Consider the following 17,086-nt stretch of genomic DNA (forward strand, 5'->3'; position numbering starts at 1 on the left):
ACCCCCCAACCCCACCAGCCCGTTGATCATGAAGTTAGCGACCATTTTCTTGCGTGAATTCGTCGCTAACTTCATGATCAACGCACCAAATTGGAGGGTGGGGAGGGGTGGGTGGGGGAGGGTGGGGTTGTTTGGGGGGTGGGGTGGGTGGGGGATGTTGGGGAGAGTGTGCGGGTTTTGCGGGGGGCGGCGGGGCGTGGGCAGGTCACGTTCGTGGAGTTGTTCTTCGACCTGATCTACGTACTCGGGGTCACGCAGTTGACCCACCTGCTCATCACGCACCTGACCCCGCTCGGGGTGTTGCAGACCCTGCTGCTGTTGCTCGCGCTCTGGTTCGCCTGGGTGGACACCTCCTGGGTGACCAACTGGTTCGACCCGAACCAGCTCGGCGTACGGCTGATGCTGGTGGTCCTGATGCTGCTCAGCCTGATCATCTCGGCGTCGGTGCCGGAGGCGTACGGAGAGCGGGGCATCTGGGTCGCCGGGGCGTACGCGGCGATCCAGGTGGGGCGGAACGTTTTTGTCGTACTCGCGCTCGGCCGCGCGGGGGCGAACGAGTCGCCCGAGCAGAGAAGCCAGCGACTCGGACTACGGCTGAACTTCGAGCGCCTGCTGTTGTGGAAGTCGGTGTCCAGCGCGCTCTGGGTGGCGGGCGGTCTTTCGCACGGCTCGGTGCGACTCATGTTCTGGGCGATCGCGGTGGTGATCGAATACTGTGGCGCCGCCGCCGGTTTCTACGTTCCCCGGCTGGGCAGATCCACCCCGGCCGACTGGCCCATCAGCGGTCGGCACCTGGCCGAACGCGGCCAACTGTTCATCCTGATCGCGCTCGGCGAATCCATTCTGATCACCGGTACGGTATTCGGCGAACGGCCCGCCGTGGCGCCGCACCTGCTTGCCTTTGTCGTGTCGTTCCTCGGCAGCGTGGCGCTCTGGTGGCTCTATTTCGACCGCAGCGCCGAGGCGGCCAGTGCGGCGATCGACCAATCCGAGGATCCGGGGCGGATCGGCCGATCCGCGTTCACCTACTTCCAGTTGCCGATGGTCGCCGGCATCATCGTCGCGGCGGTCGGGGACGAGCTGGTGATCGCCCACCCGGACGGCCATTCCGGGTGGGCCACGATCGTCACCGTGCTCGGCGGACCGGCCCTGTTCCTCGCCGGTCACGCGTTGTTCAAACACTCCGTCTTCGGCGGGGTGTCGAAGCCCCGGGTGGTCGCGTTCGCTGTGCTGGCGGCCCTGGTGCCGGTGGGCCTGGTGGTTCCGCCCCTGGTCCTGTCCCTGCTCGCCACCCTGGTCGTGGCGGGCGTCGGGGTCTGGGACTCGCTCCTGCCGGCCCACCACGCCCCCGCGACCACCTGAGCGCCGCAGCGCCCCCGCGACCACCTGAGCGCCGCAGCGCCCACGCGCAGGCACCGGCGCCGTGAACCGTCCGCTCAGGGCTGGTTGTCGGCGCGGCGGATCGGCATGAAGGTCGGCGGCCGATCGGTGGTCAGGAAGCCGGTGATCAGGCGCAGGCACAGGTCGGGGTGTTCGAACAGGAGCAGGTGCGAGGCGGCCGGGACGATCGCCAACTCGCCGTGGCGCAGCCCCCGGTACAACTCGACGGTGTGGTCCAGGGTCACCAGGTCGTCGTCACCGGCCAGCACCAGGGTCCGGCACGTCACCTCACCCAGGTCGGCGACGGTCAGGCCGGGTTCGTCGGCCACCGCCCGCGCGATCTTGTCGATCACCACCGGGAAGTGGTCCGCGCCGTCGGGGGAAACCTCGGCGTACGCCTCGACGAGCTGCGCCGGCGGTTCGCCACCGGCGGTCGGCCGGAAGATCAGCCCGTCGGCGTGGAAGGCGGCGCTGACCAGCACCAGCCGCTCGACCAGATCCGGGCGCCTCAGCGCGACCAGCAGCGCGACGCTCGCCCCGGCGCTGTACCCGACCAGCCGGGCCGGGCCACCCACCACCCGGTCGAGGAAGGCGATCATGTCCTGCGCCATCAGCTCGGCGGTGATCGGGCCGAGCACGTCCGCCGTGTGGCCGTGCCCCCGGCGATCGGGCAGGAAGAGGTGGAACCGCGAGGCCAGGGCGTCGAGGTTGCCGGTGAAGCTCCGGCTGTCGGTCAGCCCACCGTGCAGGAGCAGCACCGGTTCACCGTTGCCGCGCTCGTCGTACCAGGTCTTGACGCCGTTGCAGTCCGCGTGGTTCGCCATCGGGTGCCGCCTCTCCTACTGTCGATTCACCGGGTAGTACGACGCGGCGGGGCGGGATTCATCGGTCAGCGCGCGGACGGTTGTCCGGGCAGGCCGAACAGCGGGAACAGCCGGTCTGGGTCGAGGTAGGTCGTGGTCTCGGTGATCAGCCCGGCGGAGACCTCGAGGACGAGCAGGGCGAACGGCCGGTACGCGCCATCCGGGTCGGTCGGCTGGTACTGGCCGAAGGCCGGTGACCCGTTCGCCACCGTCGGCACCAGTCGTGCGCCGGCACAGGGCGCACCGGCGGCGAGCAGCACCCGACGGATCTCGTCCCGACCACGCAGCCACCAGGCGAACGGCGGCATCGACATGGTCGCGTCCTCGTGCAGGAGCGCGACCAGGGTTTCCACGTCATACCGTTCGAAGGCGGCGCAGTAGCGGGCGAGCAGGTCCCGGTCCGCCGGGTCGGCGGGACGTGGCGGTGCCGTCTGCCCGGCCAGGGTCGTACGGGCCCGTTGCAGGGCGCTGTTGACCGAGGCGACACTGCTGTCGAGCAGGTGGGCGACCTCGTCGGCCCTCCAGCAGAGCACGTCGCGCAGGATCAGCACCGCCCGCTGCCGGGGCGGAAGCCGTTGCAGGGCGGCGACGAAGGCCAGCCGGATCGTCTCCCGCCCGACGGCCACCTCGGCCGGATCGCCCCCGTCCGGCAGTACCCGGTGGTCGGGCACCGGCTGCACCCACGCCTGCTCCGGCAGCGGTACGCCGAGCGGGGCGCCCGCGTACGCCGGGGGGTTGAGGTCCATCGCACGGGCCCGGCGCTGGCTGCTGCGTTGCATGTCCAGGCACACGTTGGTGGCGATGGTGTAGAGCCACGACCGCAGGGGTGCGCGATCCTCGTCGTACCGGTCACGGTGTTGCCAGGCCCGCAGCAGGGTCTCCTGCACGGCGTCCTCGGCCTCGAACGCCGAGCCCAGCATCCGGTAGCAGTAGCCGGTCAGGGGCACCCGGAACTGCTCCAGCCGCAGCTCGACGGTCATCGGTTCCGGTCCGGTCCGCACCTTGGCGACAATAGACCAGCACCCCCGGCTGCGAAATCCGATCGATGGTCCTACACCCCGGTAGGCGGTTCCGGCGGGCGGAATGTCCGGGCGTGGACTTCGAACCATTCGCCGAATGGTGAGCGTTGTCACGGGGATCATCCGTCGTGCCCGCGTCGACTCGCGATCGAGTCCTGTCGAATTAGGGACCGAGTCACTTCCCGAAAGGGTCGACTCCAGTGGGGGAATGACCGAAATGCGGCACAAGATCATCACCGTACGCACCCACCTCGTCGGCGAGCGGTCAGTCAAGATCCACCGTACGGTGGAGGTCGGGGAGCGGCCCCGCAGCGTCCCTATGCTGGGGCGGGAGTGCGGGCGGGCGACTGCTGCGCAGACTCCGCGCGCTCCAGCAGCACACTGGTAAACACCCGGGCACCATCCGGGGGGAAAGGCAACACGATGACCGATTTCGCCACACGTACCTGGGACGGCATGACCATCCCGGTTGCCGGCACCTATCTACTCGATCAGGCGCACAAGCGGATCGGTTTCCTGGCCCGACACATGATGGTGAGCCCCGTACGCGGTGAGTTCAGCGAGGCGACCGCGCAGATTTTCGTGGGCGACGACCCGTTGACCTCCTCCGTGACGGCGACCATCCGGGCGGCGAGCATCACCACCGGGAGCGTCGACCGGGACACGCACCTGAGTAGTGCCGATTTTCTCGACGTGGAGCGCTACCCGACGCTCGAATACCGGAGTACGGGCATCAGGTGGCAGGGCAACGAGGATCCGATCTTCCAATGGGCCCGATTGAGAAACCACCGGCTGGGCCAGCGGGGCAGAACCCAGAACGTACCGCAGCAGTCCGCGAACACACCCGGACGGTTCGGGCTCACCGGCGAGTTGACGGTCAAGGGAATCACTCGTGCGGTCGATCTCCAGGTGGAGTTCGGCGGTGCCCGTCGTGATCCGTACGGGCAGGACATCTTCGGATTCAGCGCGACCGCGGAAATCAACCGCGAAGACTACGGCCTGCTGTGGAATGTGGCACTCGAAAGTGGTGGAGTTCTGGTCGGCAAGACCGTACGGATCGAAATCGCCGGCGAGGCCATCCGCCAGTCCTGAACCGCCCGACTCGGTCGCCGCACCGACCCGTGCTACTCGAACACCGCCTGGCCGGTGTCGATCCACACGTTGCTCCGCTCCCAGGTCAGCCCTCGGTGGTCGAGTCGTGCGATGACGCCAAAGACGCTGTCGCGGCCGAAGCTGTTCCGACGGAACACGATGTTCTCCGCGTCCAGGTCGGGGGGCACGTCGATGGCGTAGTTTCCGCCGTTGCAGTAGTTGTCCTCGAAGAGCAGGTCGCTCACCGGCCCACTCGTGGAACTGAGGGACAGGCAGGCGTTCATCGCGTCGTCCCTGCTTTCCCGATAGGCGTCCAAGCGGTTGTGTCGTACGAGGATCCCTGACCCTCCGGTGGTCGCCAGGGTGTCGTTGTGGGAGCCCGGTAGTTTCGCCAGGTCATGGATCCAGGAGTCGACCACGGTGGTCTGGGATCCGAGCTTGGGCCCGTCGACCACGTCGTGGACGTCGACCCGATGGAGGGTGTAGTTGTCGCCGTAGGTGCTGCCCCCACCCTGTCCCTGGCCGTCGATCTCGACGTCCTCGACCAGGAGGTTCGTGGCCCCGCCGAAGGTTCGAATCGCCGGACGTCCCGTGCAGGTGATCCTCGATCGCCGGATCACGACATCGTTCGCGTGGACGTTCACCGGCCCGGTGATATCGAGGTTCGACAGGATCTGACCGTCCACGGTCAGATCCAGCGGGCCCGAGGGCATGAGTGCGGTGCCGGCGGGGACGCCGGTGGTGGCGGGGCCCGGCCAGTAGGTCAACGAGTTCGGTAGTACGGACATGACTTCTCCTAAGAGGCCGATGAACGCATGGGCCGGCACGTCGTTACGTGCCGGCCGATGGCACCGTCGTGCTGATCGAGGTACCTCGGCTGCTGGCGATCGACCGTGGAGACCGCCATCGCGAAGCGCGCCCGGCGAGCCGGGGCTGTTCCGTGGGTCGGTCGTATGGGACCAGGAGCCGTGCCTTAACTAGACGGTACCTCCCGCCGGACGTTTGTCCAGGTCAGGGGCATGCCACATCGGTCAATGGCCCTTACGGTCACCGCTTGTAGTCAGACAGTGGACACAACCCGCGACCCGACGAGCGACCCGACCGGTGATCAGTTGTAGGCGTCGGTGTTCTGTACCTTGCCGAACCGAGGGAAGATCCTCTCGACGGTGAAGTTGTGCTCGTCGGCGTCGAGGGCGGACATCGCGTCGGCGACGAATTCCACCTCGTATCCGTGATCGCTGGCCGCCCGCGCGGTGGACTCCACCCCCATCGTCGTGACCAGTCCGGCGAACACCAACGTGTCGACGCCACGGCCCCGCAACTGCGCGTCCAGGTCGGTGTTGTGGAACGCGCCGACGGTGCGCTTGACCACCACGATGTCGCCGTCCTGTACCAGCCCGTCCACCAGGTCGCTGCCCGGCGGCTGCTCGGCCACGTTCGGCCGTTCAACCCGTACCAGCGCCACCGGAAGTCCGTTGGCCCGGAAAACGTCGGCCAGCCGACGGCAGCGGGCCAGCACCTCCTCACCCGTGTGCGGCGCCACGGGCAGCGCGACGATTCGTGGCATCAGGTCGATCAGCACCAACGCGGACGTCATGGAGTAGATCTTTCCACCTGCCGCCGTTCGTCCGGCGTCACCGTGGGACGGCGGCGCGGAGGAGTCGGAGTTGACCGATCTCGGCGGCGTTTTTCATGAGTTCGGCGTTGAGCCAGGCGAGCATGTGGGCGAGGGTGTGCTCGGGGTCGTGCTGCCAGGGAAACGGTGCGGTGTGGTCGAGGTCGGCCTCGGTGAGCCCGTCGAGTACGGACAGCCACTCCGTACGCAGATCGCGCAACCACGTCACCGTCGGCTCGCCCGCGCCGGGCCAGTGGATCTCGGTGCGGTCGGGTGGGGTGTCGCCTCGGGCGTGTCCGATGGCCGTGGTCCACCACCAGCCGATGTGCCAGGTGAGCCAGCCGATCGTCGGGACCGGGATCGGATCCGGCTCGGCGTCCGCCCAGTCCGGCACCCAGCGGCCGTCGACGGTCGGCCGAACCGTCCAGCAGTGTGCGGCGGGCTCCCAGAGGAAGTCCGCCGGCTCCAGCCGTTCCAGGTGGTATTCGAACAGCGACCAGGTCAGGTCGAACTGCCAACGTAGAAGACCAACACGGGTTACCGGCACCCGGCGATCGTTGCACCAACGTGAGCGCCGGTCGAACGGGTTCCGTTCGCACGTAATGTCGTACCAGGGGGAGAGCCTGGTCGCCGGAAGTGGGGTTCGGATGACAGTGGGGTTCCGGGTGAAGTGGGATGACGTGCTCGACTACTGCCTGGCCAAGCCGGGCGCGTGGCGGGACGAGCCGTGGGAGACCGACGTGGTGGCGAAGGTCGGCTCCAAGATCTTCGCGTTTCTCGGCGGGGAGTCGGGATCGACCGTCGGGGTGAAGTGCGGCCCCAACCGGGAGGTGGCCGACGAGTGGCTGCTGCGCTACCCGCACGACGCGACCGTCATGCCGTACATCGGGCGGTACGGCTGGAACAGCCTGCGGATCGGCGGTGTGATCCCCTGCGACGAGCTGTTCGAGGCGATCGACGCCTCCTACGACGTGGTGGTCGCGAAGCTCCCTCGCATCGAACGTCCGACCACCGTCTGACCTCCTCCACACGGCAGACGCAACCCATCTGGGCTGCGACTACCGGGGCTTGGCGGACTCCCAGACCCGGCTGCTCTCCCGGCGTTCGTGCTCGGCGAGCTGCGCCCGGAGCCAGACCCGGTCGTCGCCGGTGATCGCCACCTGCCCCTCGCCGAGATCGGCGCACATGGCCAGATCCGGATACGCGATCACCAGGTCACCGAGGAAGGCCAGGCAGAGATCGTCGGCGTCGTAGCCGCGCCCGTCCAGCACGTCGTAGGCGCCCTCGTCCAGGCTGACCCGGGCCACCGGCCGTACCCCGTCCAGGACCGCCCTGGTGGTCAACGCCCACGAGTCCGGGCCGACGGGGAAGGGGAATCCCGGTTCCAACTCGCCGACCAGCCGCCACGCCCCGGCCGGGTGTTCGGAGACGGGCAGCCACGCGAACGCCTGCCGGTTGCGGCTGCTCGGGGTCGCCCGGTCGTCCCACGGCCACCGTCCCTCCCGGTCCGGCCAGACCAACTGCTGTACGGGCACGGCGACGCCGCCGTAGAAGCGGTGTGCGGTGCCGAACAGCGAATCCCGCCACGAGTCGTCGACCGGCCGCAACTGGGTGGCGAAGCCCTCCAGCACACCTTCGAAGGGTTCTCCCGGCTCCGGCCAGCCCCGGTCCCGCCCCAGCGCCACGCAGGCGTTGAGCCAGTGCTGCATGCCCTCGCCGTCGAGGCCGAACATCACGATCTCGGGCCGCCGGAACGTGTGCCACAGCCCGACCGTGTACGCGAACTCGACCGCGCCACCGCCGATCCGCAGCGCCGACCAGCCGTGCTTGCGGATCGTGTCGAGGATCCGACCGTCCCCGGCCGCGGGATCGTCGGCGCAGATCAGGCAGGGGCACGGGGATTCGAGCACCGGCCGACTCTACCGATGGCCGGCAGGTCGCCGCCCCGCGACCGCTTGTCAGGTGCCGGCCGGTGGGTTGAGCGACTGGAACCGGCGGAGCAGTTCCTGCGCGGGCTTGCTGTCCGGGTCGAAGGTGAACATTTCGGTGTCGGCCACGGCCGGGGAGAGCAGCAGCCCGTTGTGGCACTGGAAGCAGAACGCCGCCTCGGCGAGCACGGTCCGCCCCCGGCGCAGGCGGATCCCGTACACGGGCATGAAACACCGCATCTGATCCGACTCGGGCAGGGCCGCCACGAGTCCGAGCACCTCGTTGACCCGCTCGTCGTCCCAGGTGCCGATGATGTCGCCGGGAACCTCGTCCCACCCGCCCCAGTGCGCGTCGCGGTCGAGGCGGACCGCGATCACGTCGATCTCGCGTACGTTCTGTGCGCCTTCGATCACTGGCATGAACGCATCCTGCCCGATCGGGTCGGCAAAGGGCTACGTCGGGTTTCGGCGTGGGTGGGGGCGACCGGGTCCGAGCTCTCGCGTGCCCCGGCTCTGACCGTACGTACCTGTCGCGGGTGGCGGGCGAGCCGGATACTACGACGAGTTTCATACGGCACCGGAGCACCGCCGAGCAGCCGTTACCGCGGGGTACGCAATGATGCCTATGTTGTTGCGCGCTCCCAACTGGAGGTCACCGGTGTCCCCTCGTTCCCCCCGGGTGAACGTACAGATGCGTCATCGGTCCCAGGAGCGGATCATCGGCGCGGCGTTGGAGGTCTTCGCCGCGCACGGGTACGAGGGCGCGACCATCTCGCAGATCACCGAGCGTGCGGCGGTGTCCCGAGGGTTGATCTCCTACTATTTCGCCTCGAAACGCGACCTGCTGGAGGCGGTGCTCGGCCGTTGGCTGGACGCCACCCTCGGGATGCTGGACGACCAGGGTCCCGAGGCGTCGCCCGACGAGCTGCTCGCCACGGTGATCGACCGGGCGGTGTACGGCGCCCGGGGCAGCCTCGACACCCAGCGGCTGATGCTCTGCCTGATGCTCCAGCCCGGCACCCGAGAGGTCTTCGCCCGGGTGGAGCGGTCGCGGGAGGTCGCCGTACGGGCGTTCGAGGACCGGCTGCGGGCGATCTTCGCGGCTCGCGGGGCGGCCGACCCGGCGGTCGAGGAGGTGCTGTTGCGCAGCCTGCTCGAAGGTGCGATCTACAAGCTCGCCGTATACGAGGACACCTATCCGCTGGCCGAGGTCCGGAGCCGGCTGTACGCGATCTACCAGCTCGGGGAGCCCGGTCCACTACCGTTGCCGCCAAACGCTTTCCGGGGCGGGGAGCGGTTGCGCGCCCCCGGCTGAGCAGTGGACTTGCCAACGGGTTGTTGACTAGCTGATGATCAGGCTCGTAGGGTCGAGTCGACAATGGACTGGACGGACGTACAGTCAAAGTCGATGAACCCCAGTGTCCCCTCGCGCCTCCGCCATGGCCGGGGGGACACTGGTTCGTCCCGACCCGGGGGATGGGCCGGGTCCGGCACCAGGCGTCTAGGCTTGCTGGTCATGCCCGAGGGACACACGATCCACCGGCTCGCGGCGCGTCACCGGACGCTCTTCGCGGGCGACAAGGTGCTGGTCGACAGCCCTCAGGGGCGGTTCGCCGAGGGCGCGGCCCTGCTCTCCGGCACGGTCCTGGACGAGACCGAGGCGTACGGCAAGCACCTGCTGCACCACTACGCAAGCGGCGTCAGCCTGCACGTGCACCTGGGGCTCTACGGCAAGTTCGCCGACGGCGACGGTGAGCCGCCGGCACCGGTGGGGCAGGTCCGGCTCCGGCTGACCACCGACCGGCACTGGCTGGAACTTCGTGGTCCGACCGCCTGCGAACTGCTCACCCCGCCCGAGGTCGACGCGCTGCGACACCGGCTCGGCGCCGACCCGCTGCGGGCCGACGCCGACCCGGATCCGGCGTACGCGCGGATCGCTCGGAGCCCGACGCCACTCGCCGCGCTGCTGCTGGACCAGACGATCGTGGCCGGCACCGGGCTGATCTTCGTGACCGAGGCGCTCTTCCGGGCCGGGACACATCCGCGTACGCCGGGCCGGCAGTTGACCCCTACCGGCTGGGCGGCGCTCTGGACCGACCTCGGCCGGCTGATGCGTACGGCGGTGGGCACCGGCCGGATCGACACCGTGCACGACCGGCACCTGCCGGAGGCGATGGGCCGCCCGCCCCGGGTCGACCGGCACGGTGGCGAGGTGTACGTCTACCGCCGCGCCGGCCAGCCCTGCCACGTCTGCGGTACGCCCGTCCACCAGGCCGAACTGGTCGGTCGCAACCTGTACTGGTGCCCGACCTGCCAGCCCGGCTAGCCGTTCGGCTGTCTGATCACGCCGGATTTTGTATGTTATGAGGTGATACCAAGACAGCCAGGGTGCCAGCGCCTCCTCTTCCGGTCCGGCGTGCCTAGGAGGCGTACGCCGTGACGTCGAGCCCGCTACCCCGGATCCTCCGCAAGGGTGACGAGCCCAAGTACCCGACGTTCCTGGAACTCTTCTTCGACCTGGTCTACATCTTCATCTTTTCCCGGATCGCGGGAGCCCTGGCCGCCGATCCCACCCCGACCACCGGGGCGCAGATGGCGGTGGTGCTGCTCGCCGTGTGGTGGGTCTGGGTGCTGACCGCGTGGCTGACCGACCTGTTCAACCCGCAGTTGCCGATCATCCAGGCCACCGTCCTGCTGGTCATGTTCGGCACCCTGGTCATGGCGGTCACCACACCGCGCGCGTTCGGCGAGCAGGGATGGATCTTCGTTATCGGCTACTTCGGCATCCACATCGTGCGGGACGCGGTGCTGATCCCCGGCACCCGGGTGAACCGGGCGATCCAGGCCCGGAGCATCCGGGTGTTCTTCTGGTTCGGCGTCACCGGCCCGCTCTGGGTGGCAGGGGTGCTGGTCGACGGTACGGCCCGACTGGTGCTCTGGGCCGTCGCGGTGGCGCTGGATCTCGGCTCGGCCCGGATCGGCTGGCCGACGCCGAGACTCGGGCGGACGGAACTGGCCAGCCAGATCTTCACCGGCACCCACCTCGCCGAGCGGCACCGGGAGATCTGCATCATCGCGCTCGGTGAGCTGATCCTGAGCATCGGGATAGAGCTCTCGGCCAGCGACTACGAGGTCGGCCGTGTGGTGGCCTGCGCGGTGGCGTTCGCCACCGCGGTGCTGCTGTTCCAGATGTACTTCCACCGCGTCCGGCAGCTCCTGGCGCCGCGCAACGTCGGCCTGGTGGAGCGGGTCCGGTCCGGCACCTCCACCTCGTACACCCACCTGGTCATGGTGGCGGGGGTCGTGGTCATCTCGGCCGGCAACATCCTCGTCATCGGACGCCCGTTCGGCGAAGCCCCCACGAGCTGGATCGTCATGATCCTCAGCGGACCCGCGTTGTTCCTGCTCGGCGGCTGTCTGTTCGATTTCGTGGTGACCGGCGCGATCCTCTGGTCCCGTGCGATCGCGATAGTCGTACTCGGCGCCGTCGGGCCGGCGATGCCGCTCCTGCCGCCGCTCGCCATCACCATCGTGGCCAACCTGGTCCTGCTGCTGACGCTGCTCGTCGAGACGGTGGCCCGGCGGGTCAGCCCAGTACCGGCGGCGTCGGGGAGCGGGGGTGGGCCCGGTTCATGACGAGGTTCGCCACCGCGATCAGGGACAGGATGACCATGACGAGGAGGGCCGTCTCGATCATCGACAGCAACTGGACCACGGGGGCCGCCGCGACGAGCAGGACCAGGCCGACCGGCCGGGACCGGGACACCCGCCGGAACACGATGTAGTCGAGCATCCCGCGGCCGATCAGGAACAGGGCCGAACCGCCGAGGATGGACGCCGCCCAGGGCGCCGGGGTCTCCTCGAAGGGGTGCTCGATGACGAACTGCCCGGCGGCGGCCGTACCGACGATGCCGGCCACCATGATCAGGTGCGCGACCGCGGTGAACTGGCTCAGCCGTGAGGGGTCGTCCGACCGGGCGATGGCGACGGTCATCATCTCACCGGCGCGGTAGATGTAGATCCGCCACAGGAGCACCGTGATCACGAAGACGACCACGAGCGACCATGCCTGGTCGATGCTTTGCGTCCTCGGCTCGCTGAAGGAGGCTCCGGCCACGAAGATCGATGTTCCGAGGGCGATGATGACGAACCTCCGGTAGCGCTCGGCCAGCCGCTCCCCGGCCAGCCGCCGTCTCCGGTGGCGACGGGTGCGCGACGTGAGGCCGGGCCAGCCGAGCACGACACCGGTGTACTCGATTCCGACCGCGACCGCCCAGAGCACCGCTCGGGCCGTACCGGTGAGCAGACCGCCGATGATCCAGCCGATCCCGGCGACGCCCTCCCAGAGAAGGATCCAGCGACGGGAATCCCTCAGCTCCGGGCCGGGCGCGCCCGTGCTCAGGTTGTAGAGGATCGACCCGAGGTGGATAAGCACGTAGGTGATCGCGAACAACAGACCACGGCTGCCGTACGCGTCGGGCACCGTGGCCGCCAGCAGCAGGCTGCCGGCCATCGCCCAGATCACCTGCGGCTGTGCCATCGGCCGGCTCAAATCGGCCGTGCTGCCCGTCCACGCGGTCAGCACCCAGATCAGCGCGAACGCCAGCAGCAGCACCAGGACCTGACCGGCCACCGCCCAGGTCATCCGGTGCACCAGCTTGTCGGCGAGCGAGAGCAGCGCGAAGACGTAGACCAGGTCGAAGAAGAGTTCCAGGAACGCCGGCCGTTCCGCTTCCTGCGCGGACGTCTCCGCCTCGGTGCTGCCATCCGTCGCCATCGACCACCCCCGCCCGTCCGGTCCGCCGCCGTCCCAGCAACCCGACGATAAGGGGAGAAGAGTGTCGGTGTGGGGCGAACCGGTCCGGGCTGGGGGATCGGCTAGTCGCCCAGGCGGCGGATGTCTCCGTACGCCCGGTAGAAGCCGCCCCGGCCGGACTCCCGGACCTCCGGGACCAGATAGCGGGCCCGCGGCTCCCGGATGCCCTTCGGGAACTGCACCAGCCAGTCCCGCCGGAAACCCGGCGAGAGTACGTGGATACGCAGCCGCCCGCCCTCCTCGACGCACTCCACCAGGACCCCGTCGCCCGCGTCGTGGGTCACCTCGACCGTGGTCGACACCGCCACGGCGGGCATCCGGGGCGGCGCCTTCACGTCCACCACGGTCGGCACGGTGCCCTGCTCGGCCGCCCGGATCGCCGCCTCGCTCGCGTCGACGCAGGCCAGCGTCCCGCTGGTGGTGACCAGGTAGAGCCGCTGCTCGTGGTACTGCATCGAGTAGGCCGACCCGCACCCGGTGCCGAGCTTCCACAGCCGGTTGCCGGCGGCGTCGAAGCAGTAGATCGACGAGTGGCTGTCCCCGGCGAAGACGAACTCGCCGTCGGCCGAGGTGGCGCAGGAGTAGACCGGGGCGTCGCAGCGGTAGGTCCGCTCGAACCGGCCGGTCTTGCTCAACCGGGCCACCTGGTTGGTGGCGGTGCCCGCGTAGAGGCTGTCCGGCTCCTGCCAGCCGAACAGCACCGCCCCGGTGGACTGGTGCCACACCTCGCGCCCGGTACGCCAGTCGTAGCTGGTCACCCCGCGGGAGTGCCCGTGATGTACGGCGTCCGCGTCGCAGCGGACCATCCAACCGGACGACCCGTTGCCCTGCCGCCGCCAGAGGAACTCGTCCTCGTGGTCGATGCTGGCGATCCCGCCGCCGGAATCGGAGACACCGAGCACCCCGTCGTGGATGTCCAGCCAGTAGATGTCGATGTCGTCGGCGATCCGGTACGCCAACCGGGGCACCTTGCCGGAGATGTCGTACACGTTGCCGTCGTCGCAGCCGGCGTACCGCCAGTCGTCGTCGGCGACGATGCACTTCACCCCGTCCGGCAGCCGGTACTGCTGCATCACCTCGGCGTCGTGGTTCAACGCGGTGATCACCCCGTGCTCGTTGCCGACCAGGCAGCCGTACCGGTCGACGAAGATGCCGAACGCCGGTGCGCCGGAGTCGTAACGCCACAGCACCGGGGCCCGCCGGGCGGTGGACCGGACACTGGCGATCTGGCGGCGCGAGACGCTGCGCTTCTGCCGCTGCCCCGGGACGGCCGGGGCGTAACCCTTGCGTACCTTCTCGCCGACCTTGCGGGACGCCTCCAGGCGGGCCCGCTCGGCACTGGCGAAACTGCTCCGCTTGACCTGCCCGGTGTCGCCGATCCGGCCGTACCGGATCGTCAGGTCCGGTCCGTCGACGGTCACCTCGTAGAACTTGTGCGAGGCGCCGTCGGTCTCGGACAGCTCGAGATACGTCGTCTCCTGCGGCATCGGCCGTTACCTCCGGGGGTGGCGTGACTGGCGCCGGCGGGGGCACCGGGCGCATCGACCGACCACACCGTAGAGACGGGGACCGACAAAGTCAGCGCAGGGGGTGCAGCTTGTCGACCGCCTTGCGGGCCGCGACCAGGACGGGGTCCCAGACCGGGGAGTACGGCGGTGCGTAACCGAGGTCGAGCATCGACATCTCGTCCACCGTCATCTTGTTCCACAGCGCCACGGCCAGGGTGTCGATCCGCTTCGCCGACCCGGACCGGCCGACGATCTGCGCGCCGAGCAGCCGTCCGGTGCCCCGCTCCGCGGTCAGCTTGACCGTCATCGGGGCGGCGTCGGGAAAGTAGCCGGCGGTGTTGGTCGACTCCACGGTGACCGTGATGAACTCGAACCCGGCGATCCGGGCCTCCGGCTCCAGCAGGCCGGTCCGGGCCACCTCCAGGTCGCACACCCTGGTCACGGCGGTGCCGACCACCCCGAGGAAGGTGGCGTACCCGCCGCCGATGTTGATGCCGGCCACCCGGCCCTGCTTGTTGGCGTGGGTGCCCAGCGGGACGTAGACCGGTTGGCCGGTCGTCTTGTGCAGCGTCTCGACGCAGTCGCCGGCCGCCCAGACCCCGGGTACGCCGATGACCCGCATCCGCAGGTCGGTACGGATTCCGCCGGTCGGGCCGATCGGCAGCCCGGCATCGGCGGCGAGCCGGACGTTCGGCCGTACGCCGGTGCCGAGCACGACCACGTCCGCCGGGATCGTGGTGTCGTCGGTCCGTACGCCGGTGACCCGGCCCTGTTCGGTGCTGAGCCCGGTGATGCCCACCCCGGTACGGACGTCGATCCCGAGCCCGACCAGGGCGTCGCGGACCAGCCGGCCCATGTCCGGGTCGACGGTCGACATCGGCTGCTCGCCCCGCTCGACCAGGATCACCGAGAGCCCGCGTTCGATCATCGCCTCGGCCATCTCGACCCCGATGTAGCCGCCGCCGACGACCACGGCCCGCTTCGGTTTCGGGTCACCGTCCAGCCAGTGGCGCAGGGCCTTGCCGTCGTCCAGGGTCTGCACCCCGAACACCCCGCCCGCTTCGGTACGCGCCCAGTGGGGAACGGTCGGCACCGCCCCGGCCGCGTACACCAGGTCGTCGAAGCCCTCCCGGACCTCGCGCCCGCCGTTCTCCAGGTCCCGCGCGACCACCTCGCGGCGCTCCAGGTCGATCCGGGTGACCTCGTGCCGGATCCGGACGTCGATCTGGTGGTCCCTGCGGTGCGTCTCCGGATCGCGGGTGATCAACTCCTCGTAGTCGACCAACCCGCTGATCCAGTACGGGATGCCGCAGGCCGAGTACGACGTGAAGTGTCCCCGCTCGAACGCGATGATCTCCAGGTCGTCCCGGTCCCGCCGACGCCGTGCCTGGGATGCGGCGGACATCCCTGCCGCATCCCCACCGATCACGATCAGCCGATCAGCCATGGCTTATTGTCACCGCTCGAAGGCGTCGCCGCGGGTCTGCCGCGCAAGGTCGGCGACAACGTCGGAGAGTTCACCCCGGCGCGCGTACGCCGCCCGCTGCCGGGTCGCGCCGGTACCCTCCTTGCGCAGCCGGTCCAGCAGGTCGGAGATCTCCGACAGGTCACCGTGCCGCTCCAGTTCCGGGGTGACCTTCTCGACCAGCCTGTCCAGGAGTTGCCAGGCAGGCAGGGTGCCGCCGCGTACCGGGTCGACGGCGAGGCCGTCCAGTCCGTCGTGCGCCGCCCGCCAGTGCGCGGCGGTGAGCAGGTGGTGATCGATCCGGATCGGTTCCCGGCCCTGTTCGATGTCGGTCAGCGCGGTGCCGACCAGCGACCGGACCAGCCCCGCCACCAGGATGGTGTCGTCCAGACTCGGGCACACGTCACCGATCCGGATCTCCACCGTCGGATAGTGGGCGGAGAGGCGGGCGTACCAGTAGACCATTCCCTCGTCGAGGAGCATGCCGGTCGCCACGAGCTGGTCGACCAGCCACTGGTAGTGCGCGTACGACTCCAGCCAGGGGGTGGGCGCGACCGAGGGCCAGCGCTCCCAGAGCACCGAACGCCAGCTCGCGTACCCGGTGTCCTGGCCGTTGTGGAACGGCGAGTTGGTGGTCACGGCGTGCAGGATCGGCAGCCACGGCCGCAGGTGGTTGAGCACCTGCACCCCGGTCTCGGGGTCGGGGATGCCGACGTGCACGTGCATCCCGTTGTTGCCGGGACCGTCGACCAGCGGACCGAACTGCTCCACCATCCGGTGGAACCGGGGGTTGTCGAACACCGGTGGTATCGGTCCGTCGACCAGCCCGGCGCCGACCGCGACCAGGCGTACGCCGGCCGCGTCGGCCGCGTTGGCGAGCCCTGCGCGGAGCAGCCCGAGCGAGTGCCGCAGCGCGCCCAGTTCCAGTCCAGGCGGGCTGCCGATCTCGATCTGGCTGGTCTGGAACTCGTGCTGCACCTGCCCCCGCAGGTCGTCCGGCACGTGCTCGAACACCCGGTCCACCGCGGGTACGCCCTGCCCGGTCTCCGGGTCGACGAGCAGGAACTCCTCTTCGACTCCGACCGTACGCAGTCCGGCCACCCCGACCGGTGCCGGTTGTCCGGCCGTCTCCGGGACGGCACCGCCCCGGGCTGCCGCGCCCTCCCGGTCCGCCGTGCCCCGGCTGCCCTGGGAAACCGTCGTGCCCTGACTGGCCGTGCCCTCGGGAACCGTTGCGCCCTGGGCCATCGCCACGCTGCCGGCCATCGCCACCACCCGCCGTCCATCGGTTGCCGTCACGCCGAGATCGGCGCCTACCGAACCTCGTTACCCAGCGGAGTCATTCCGGAAAACGCCGAATTGGCGTGGCGCCACCCACTCCGCACCCGACCAGCGGGTCT

At 69.4% G+C, this 17,086-nt stretch carries 17 protein-coding genes; 6 read left to right on the forward strand and 11 right to left on the reverse strand.

Annotated features, from left to right (window positions below):
- Positions 1-168 precede the first annotated feature (168 nt).
- Entirely contained in the window at positions 169-1,362 is a 1,194-nt protein-coding gene (locus ACWEFB_RS31635) for a low temperature requirement protein A (protein ID WP_452291296.1), read from the forward strand.
- 74 nt (positions 1,363-1,436) lie between these two features.
- On the opposite strand, the gene ACWEFB_RS31640 is transcribed toward ACWEFB_RS31635, so the two are convergent.
- Positions 1,437-2,204: an alpha/beta fold hydrolase gene (locus ACWEFB_RS31640; protein WP_452291298.1), complete on the reverse strand. Its 768-nt coding sequence runs from the start codon at positions 2,202-2,204 to the stop codon at positions 1,437-1,439.
- Positions 2,205-2,269: 65 nt separating this feature from the next.
- Complete coding sequence (locus ACWEFB_RS31645; protein WP_452291300.1) at positions 2,270-3,244, reverse strand: sigma-70 family RNA polymerase sigma factor; 975 nt, start codon at positions 3,242-3,244, stop codon at positions 2,270-2,272.
- Between the two features lie 441 nt (positions 3,245-3,685).
- On the opposite strand from ACWEFB_RS31645, the gene ACWEFB_RS31650 reads away from it, so the two are divergent.
- Positions 3,686-4,354, forward strand: coding sequence for a YceI family protein (locus tag ACWEFB_RS31650; RefSeq protein WP_326562773.1), 669 nt, complete (start codon positions 3,686-3,688; stop codon positions 4,352-4,354).
- A 32-nt stretch (positions 4,355-4,386) separates the two neighbouring features.
- Here ACWEFB_RS31650 and ACWEFB_RS31655 read toward each other — a convergent pair whose 3' ends face one another.
- From ACWEFB_RS31655 to ACWEFB_RS31665, 3 genes are all read right to left on the reverse strand, one after another.
- Positions 4,387-5,142: a hypothetical protein gene (locus ACWEFB_RS31655; protein ID WP_452291303.1), complete on the reverse strand. Its 756-nt coding sequence runs from the start codon at positions 5,140-5,142 to the stop codon at positions 4,387-4,389.
- 320 nt (positions 5,143-5,462) lie between these two features.
- The gene (locus ACWEFB_RS31660; RefSeq protein WP_326562775.1) at positions 5,463-5,951 is read right to left on the reverse strand and encodes an isochorismatase family protein; all 489 of its coding nucleotides are present in this window, start codon (positions 5,949-5,951) and stop codon (positions 5,463-5,465) included.
- A 37-nt stretch (positions 5,952-5,988) separates the two neighbouring features.
- Positions 5,989-6,516 (reverse strand): DinB family protein, encoded by a 528-nt coding sequence (locus ACWEFB_RS31665; RefSeq protein ID WP_452291305.1) that lies wholly within the window; start codon positions 6,514-6,516, stop codon positions 5,989-5,991.
- Positions 6,517-6,616: 100 nt separating this feature from the next.
- Between ACWEFB_RS31665 and ACWEFB_RS31670 the strand changes: the two genes are divergently transcribed.
- Positions 6,617-6,988 carry an MmcQ/YjbR family DNA-binding protein gene (locus ACWEFB_RS31670; protein ID WP_452291306.1) on the forward strand — a complete coding sequence of 124 codons (372 nt, stop codon included), beginning with the start codon at positions 6,617-6,619 and terminating at the stop codon, positions 6,986-6,988.
- Between the two features lie 39 nt (positions 6,989-7,027).
- On the opposite strand, the gene ACWEFB_RS31675 is transcribed toward ACWEFB_RS31670, so the two are convergent.
- Together ACWEFB_RS31675 and ACWEFB_RS31680 are read right to left on the reverse strand one after the other, a co-directional pair.
- Positions 7,028-7,879 carry a DUF4262 domain-containing protein gene (locus ACWEFB_RS31675; protein ID WP_452291308.1) on the reverse strand — a complete coding sequence of 284 codons (852 nt, stop codon included), beginning with the start codon at positions 7,877-7,879 and terminating at the stop codon, positions 7,028-7,030.
- 48 nt (positions 7,880-7,927) lie between these two features.
- Complete coding sequence (locus ACWEFB_RS31680) at positions 7,928-8,317, reverse strand: hypothetical protein (RefSeq protein ID WP_452291310.1); 390 nt, start codon at positions 8,315-8,317, stop codon at positions 7,928-7,930.
- A gap of 271 nt (positions 8,318-8,588) precedes the next feature.
- Here ACWEFB_RS31680 and ACWEFB_RS31685 point away from each other — a divergent pair, with 271 nt between their 5' ends.
- The 3 genes from ACWEFB_RS31685 (at position 8,589) to ACWEFB_RS31695 (ending at position 11,533) form a co-directional block, all read left to right on the forward strand.
- A complete protein-coding gene (locus ACWEFB_RS31685) occupies positions 8,589-9,212 on the forward strand; it encodes a TetR/AcrR family transcriptional regulator (RefSeq protein ID WP_452291312.1) in 624 nt (207 codons plus the stop codon).
- Positions 9,213-9,413: 201 nt separating this feature from the next.
- A complete protein-coding gene (locus tag ACWEFB_RS31690; protein WP_452291314.1) occupies positions 9,414-10,223 on the forward strand; it encodes an Fpg/Nei family DNA glycosylase in 810 nt (269 codons plus the stop codon).
- Positions 10,224-10,333: 110 nt separating this feature from the next.
- Positions 10,334-11,533 (forward strand): low temperature requirement protein A, encoded by a 1,200-nt coding sequence (locus ACWEFB_RS31695; RefSeq protein ID WP_452291316.1) that lies wholly within the window; start codon positions 10,334-10,336, stop codon positions 11,531-11,533.
- Here the strand turns inward: ACWEFB_RS31695 and ACWEFB_RS31700 are convergent.
- The 4 genes from ACWEFB_RS31700 to ACWEFB_RS31715 all read right to left on the reverse strand — a co-directional run bounded on the left by ACWEFB_RS31700 (position 11,484) and on the right by ACWEFB_RS31715 (position 16,985).
- The gene (locus ACWEFB_RS31700; protein WP_452291318.1) at positions 11,484-12,674 is read right to left on the reverse strand and encodes a low temperature requirement protein A; all 1,191 of its coding nucleotides are present in this window, start codon (positions 12,672-12,674) and stop codon (positions 11,484-11,486) included. The two genes, ACWEFB_RS31695 and ACWEFB_RS31700, sit on opposite strands and share 50 nt — an antisense overlap.
- A gap of 101 nt (positions 12,675-12,775) precedes the next feature.
- Entirely contained in the window at positions 12,776-14,200 is a 1,425-nt protein-coding gene (locus tag ACWEFB_RS31705) for a WGR domain-containing protein (protein WP_452291320.1), read from the reverse strand.
- A 91-nt stretch (positions 14,201-14,291) separates the two neighbouring features.
- Complete coding sequence (locus tag ACWEFB_RS31710; RefSeq protein ID WP_452291322.1) at positions 14,292-15,668, reverse strand: FAD-dependent oxidoreductase; 1,377 nt, start codon at positions 15,666-15,668, stop codon at positions 14,292-14,294.
- Between the two features lie 9 nt (positions 15,669-15,677).
- Positions 15,678-16,985: a carboxylate-amine ligase gene (locus ACWEFB_RS31715; RefSeq protein WP_452291324.1), complete on the reverse strand. Its 1,308-nt coding sequence runs from the start codon at positions 16,983-16,985 to the stop codon at positions 15,678-15,680.
- Positions 16,986-17,086 lie beyond the last annotated feature (101 nt).

This window comes from Micromonospora sp. NPDC004704 (genome assembly GCF_053601675.1).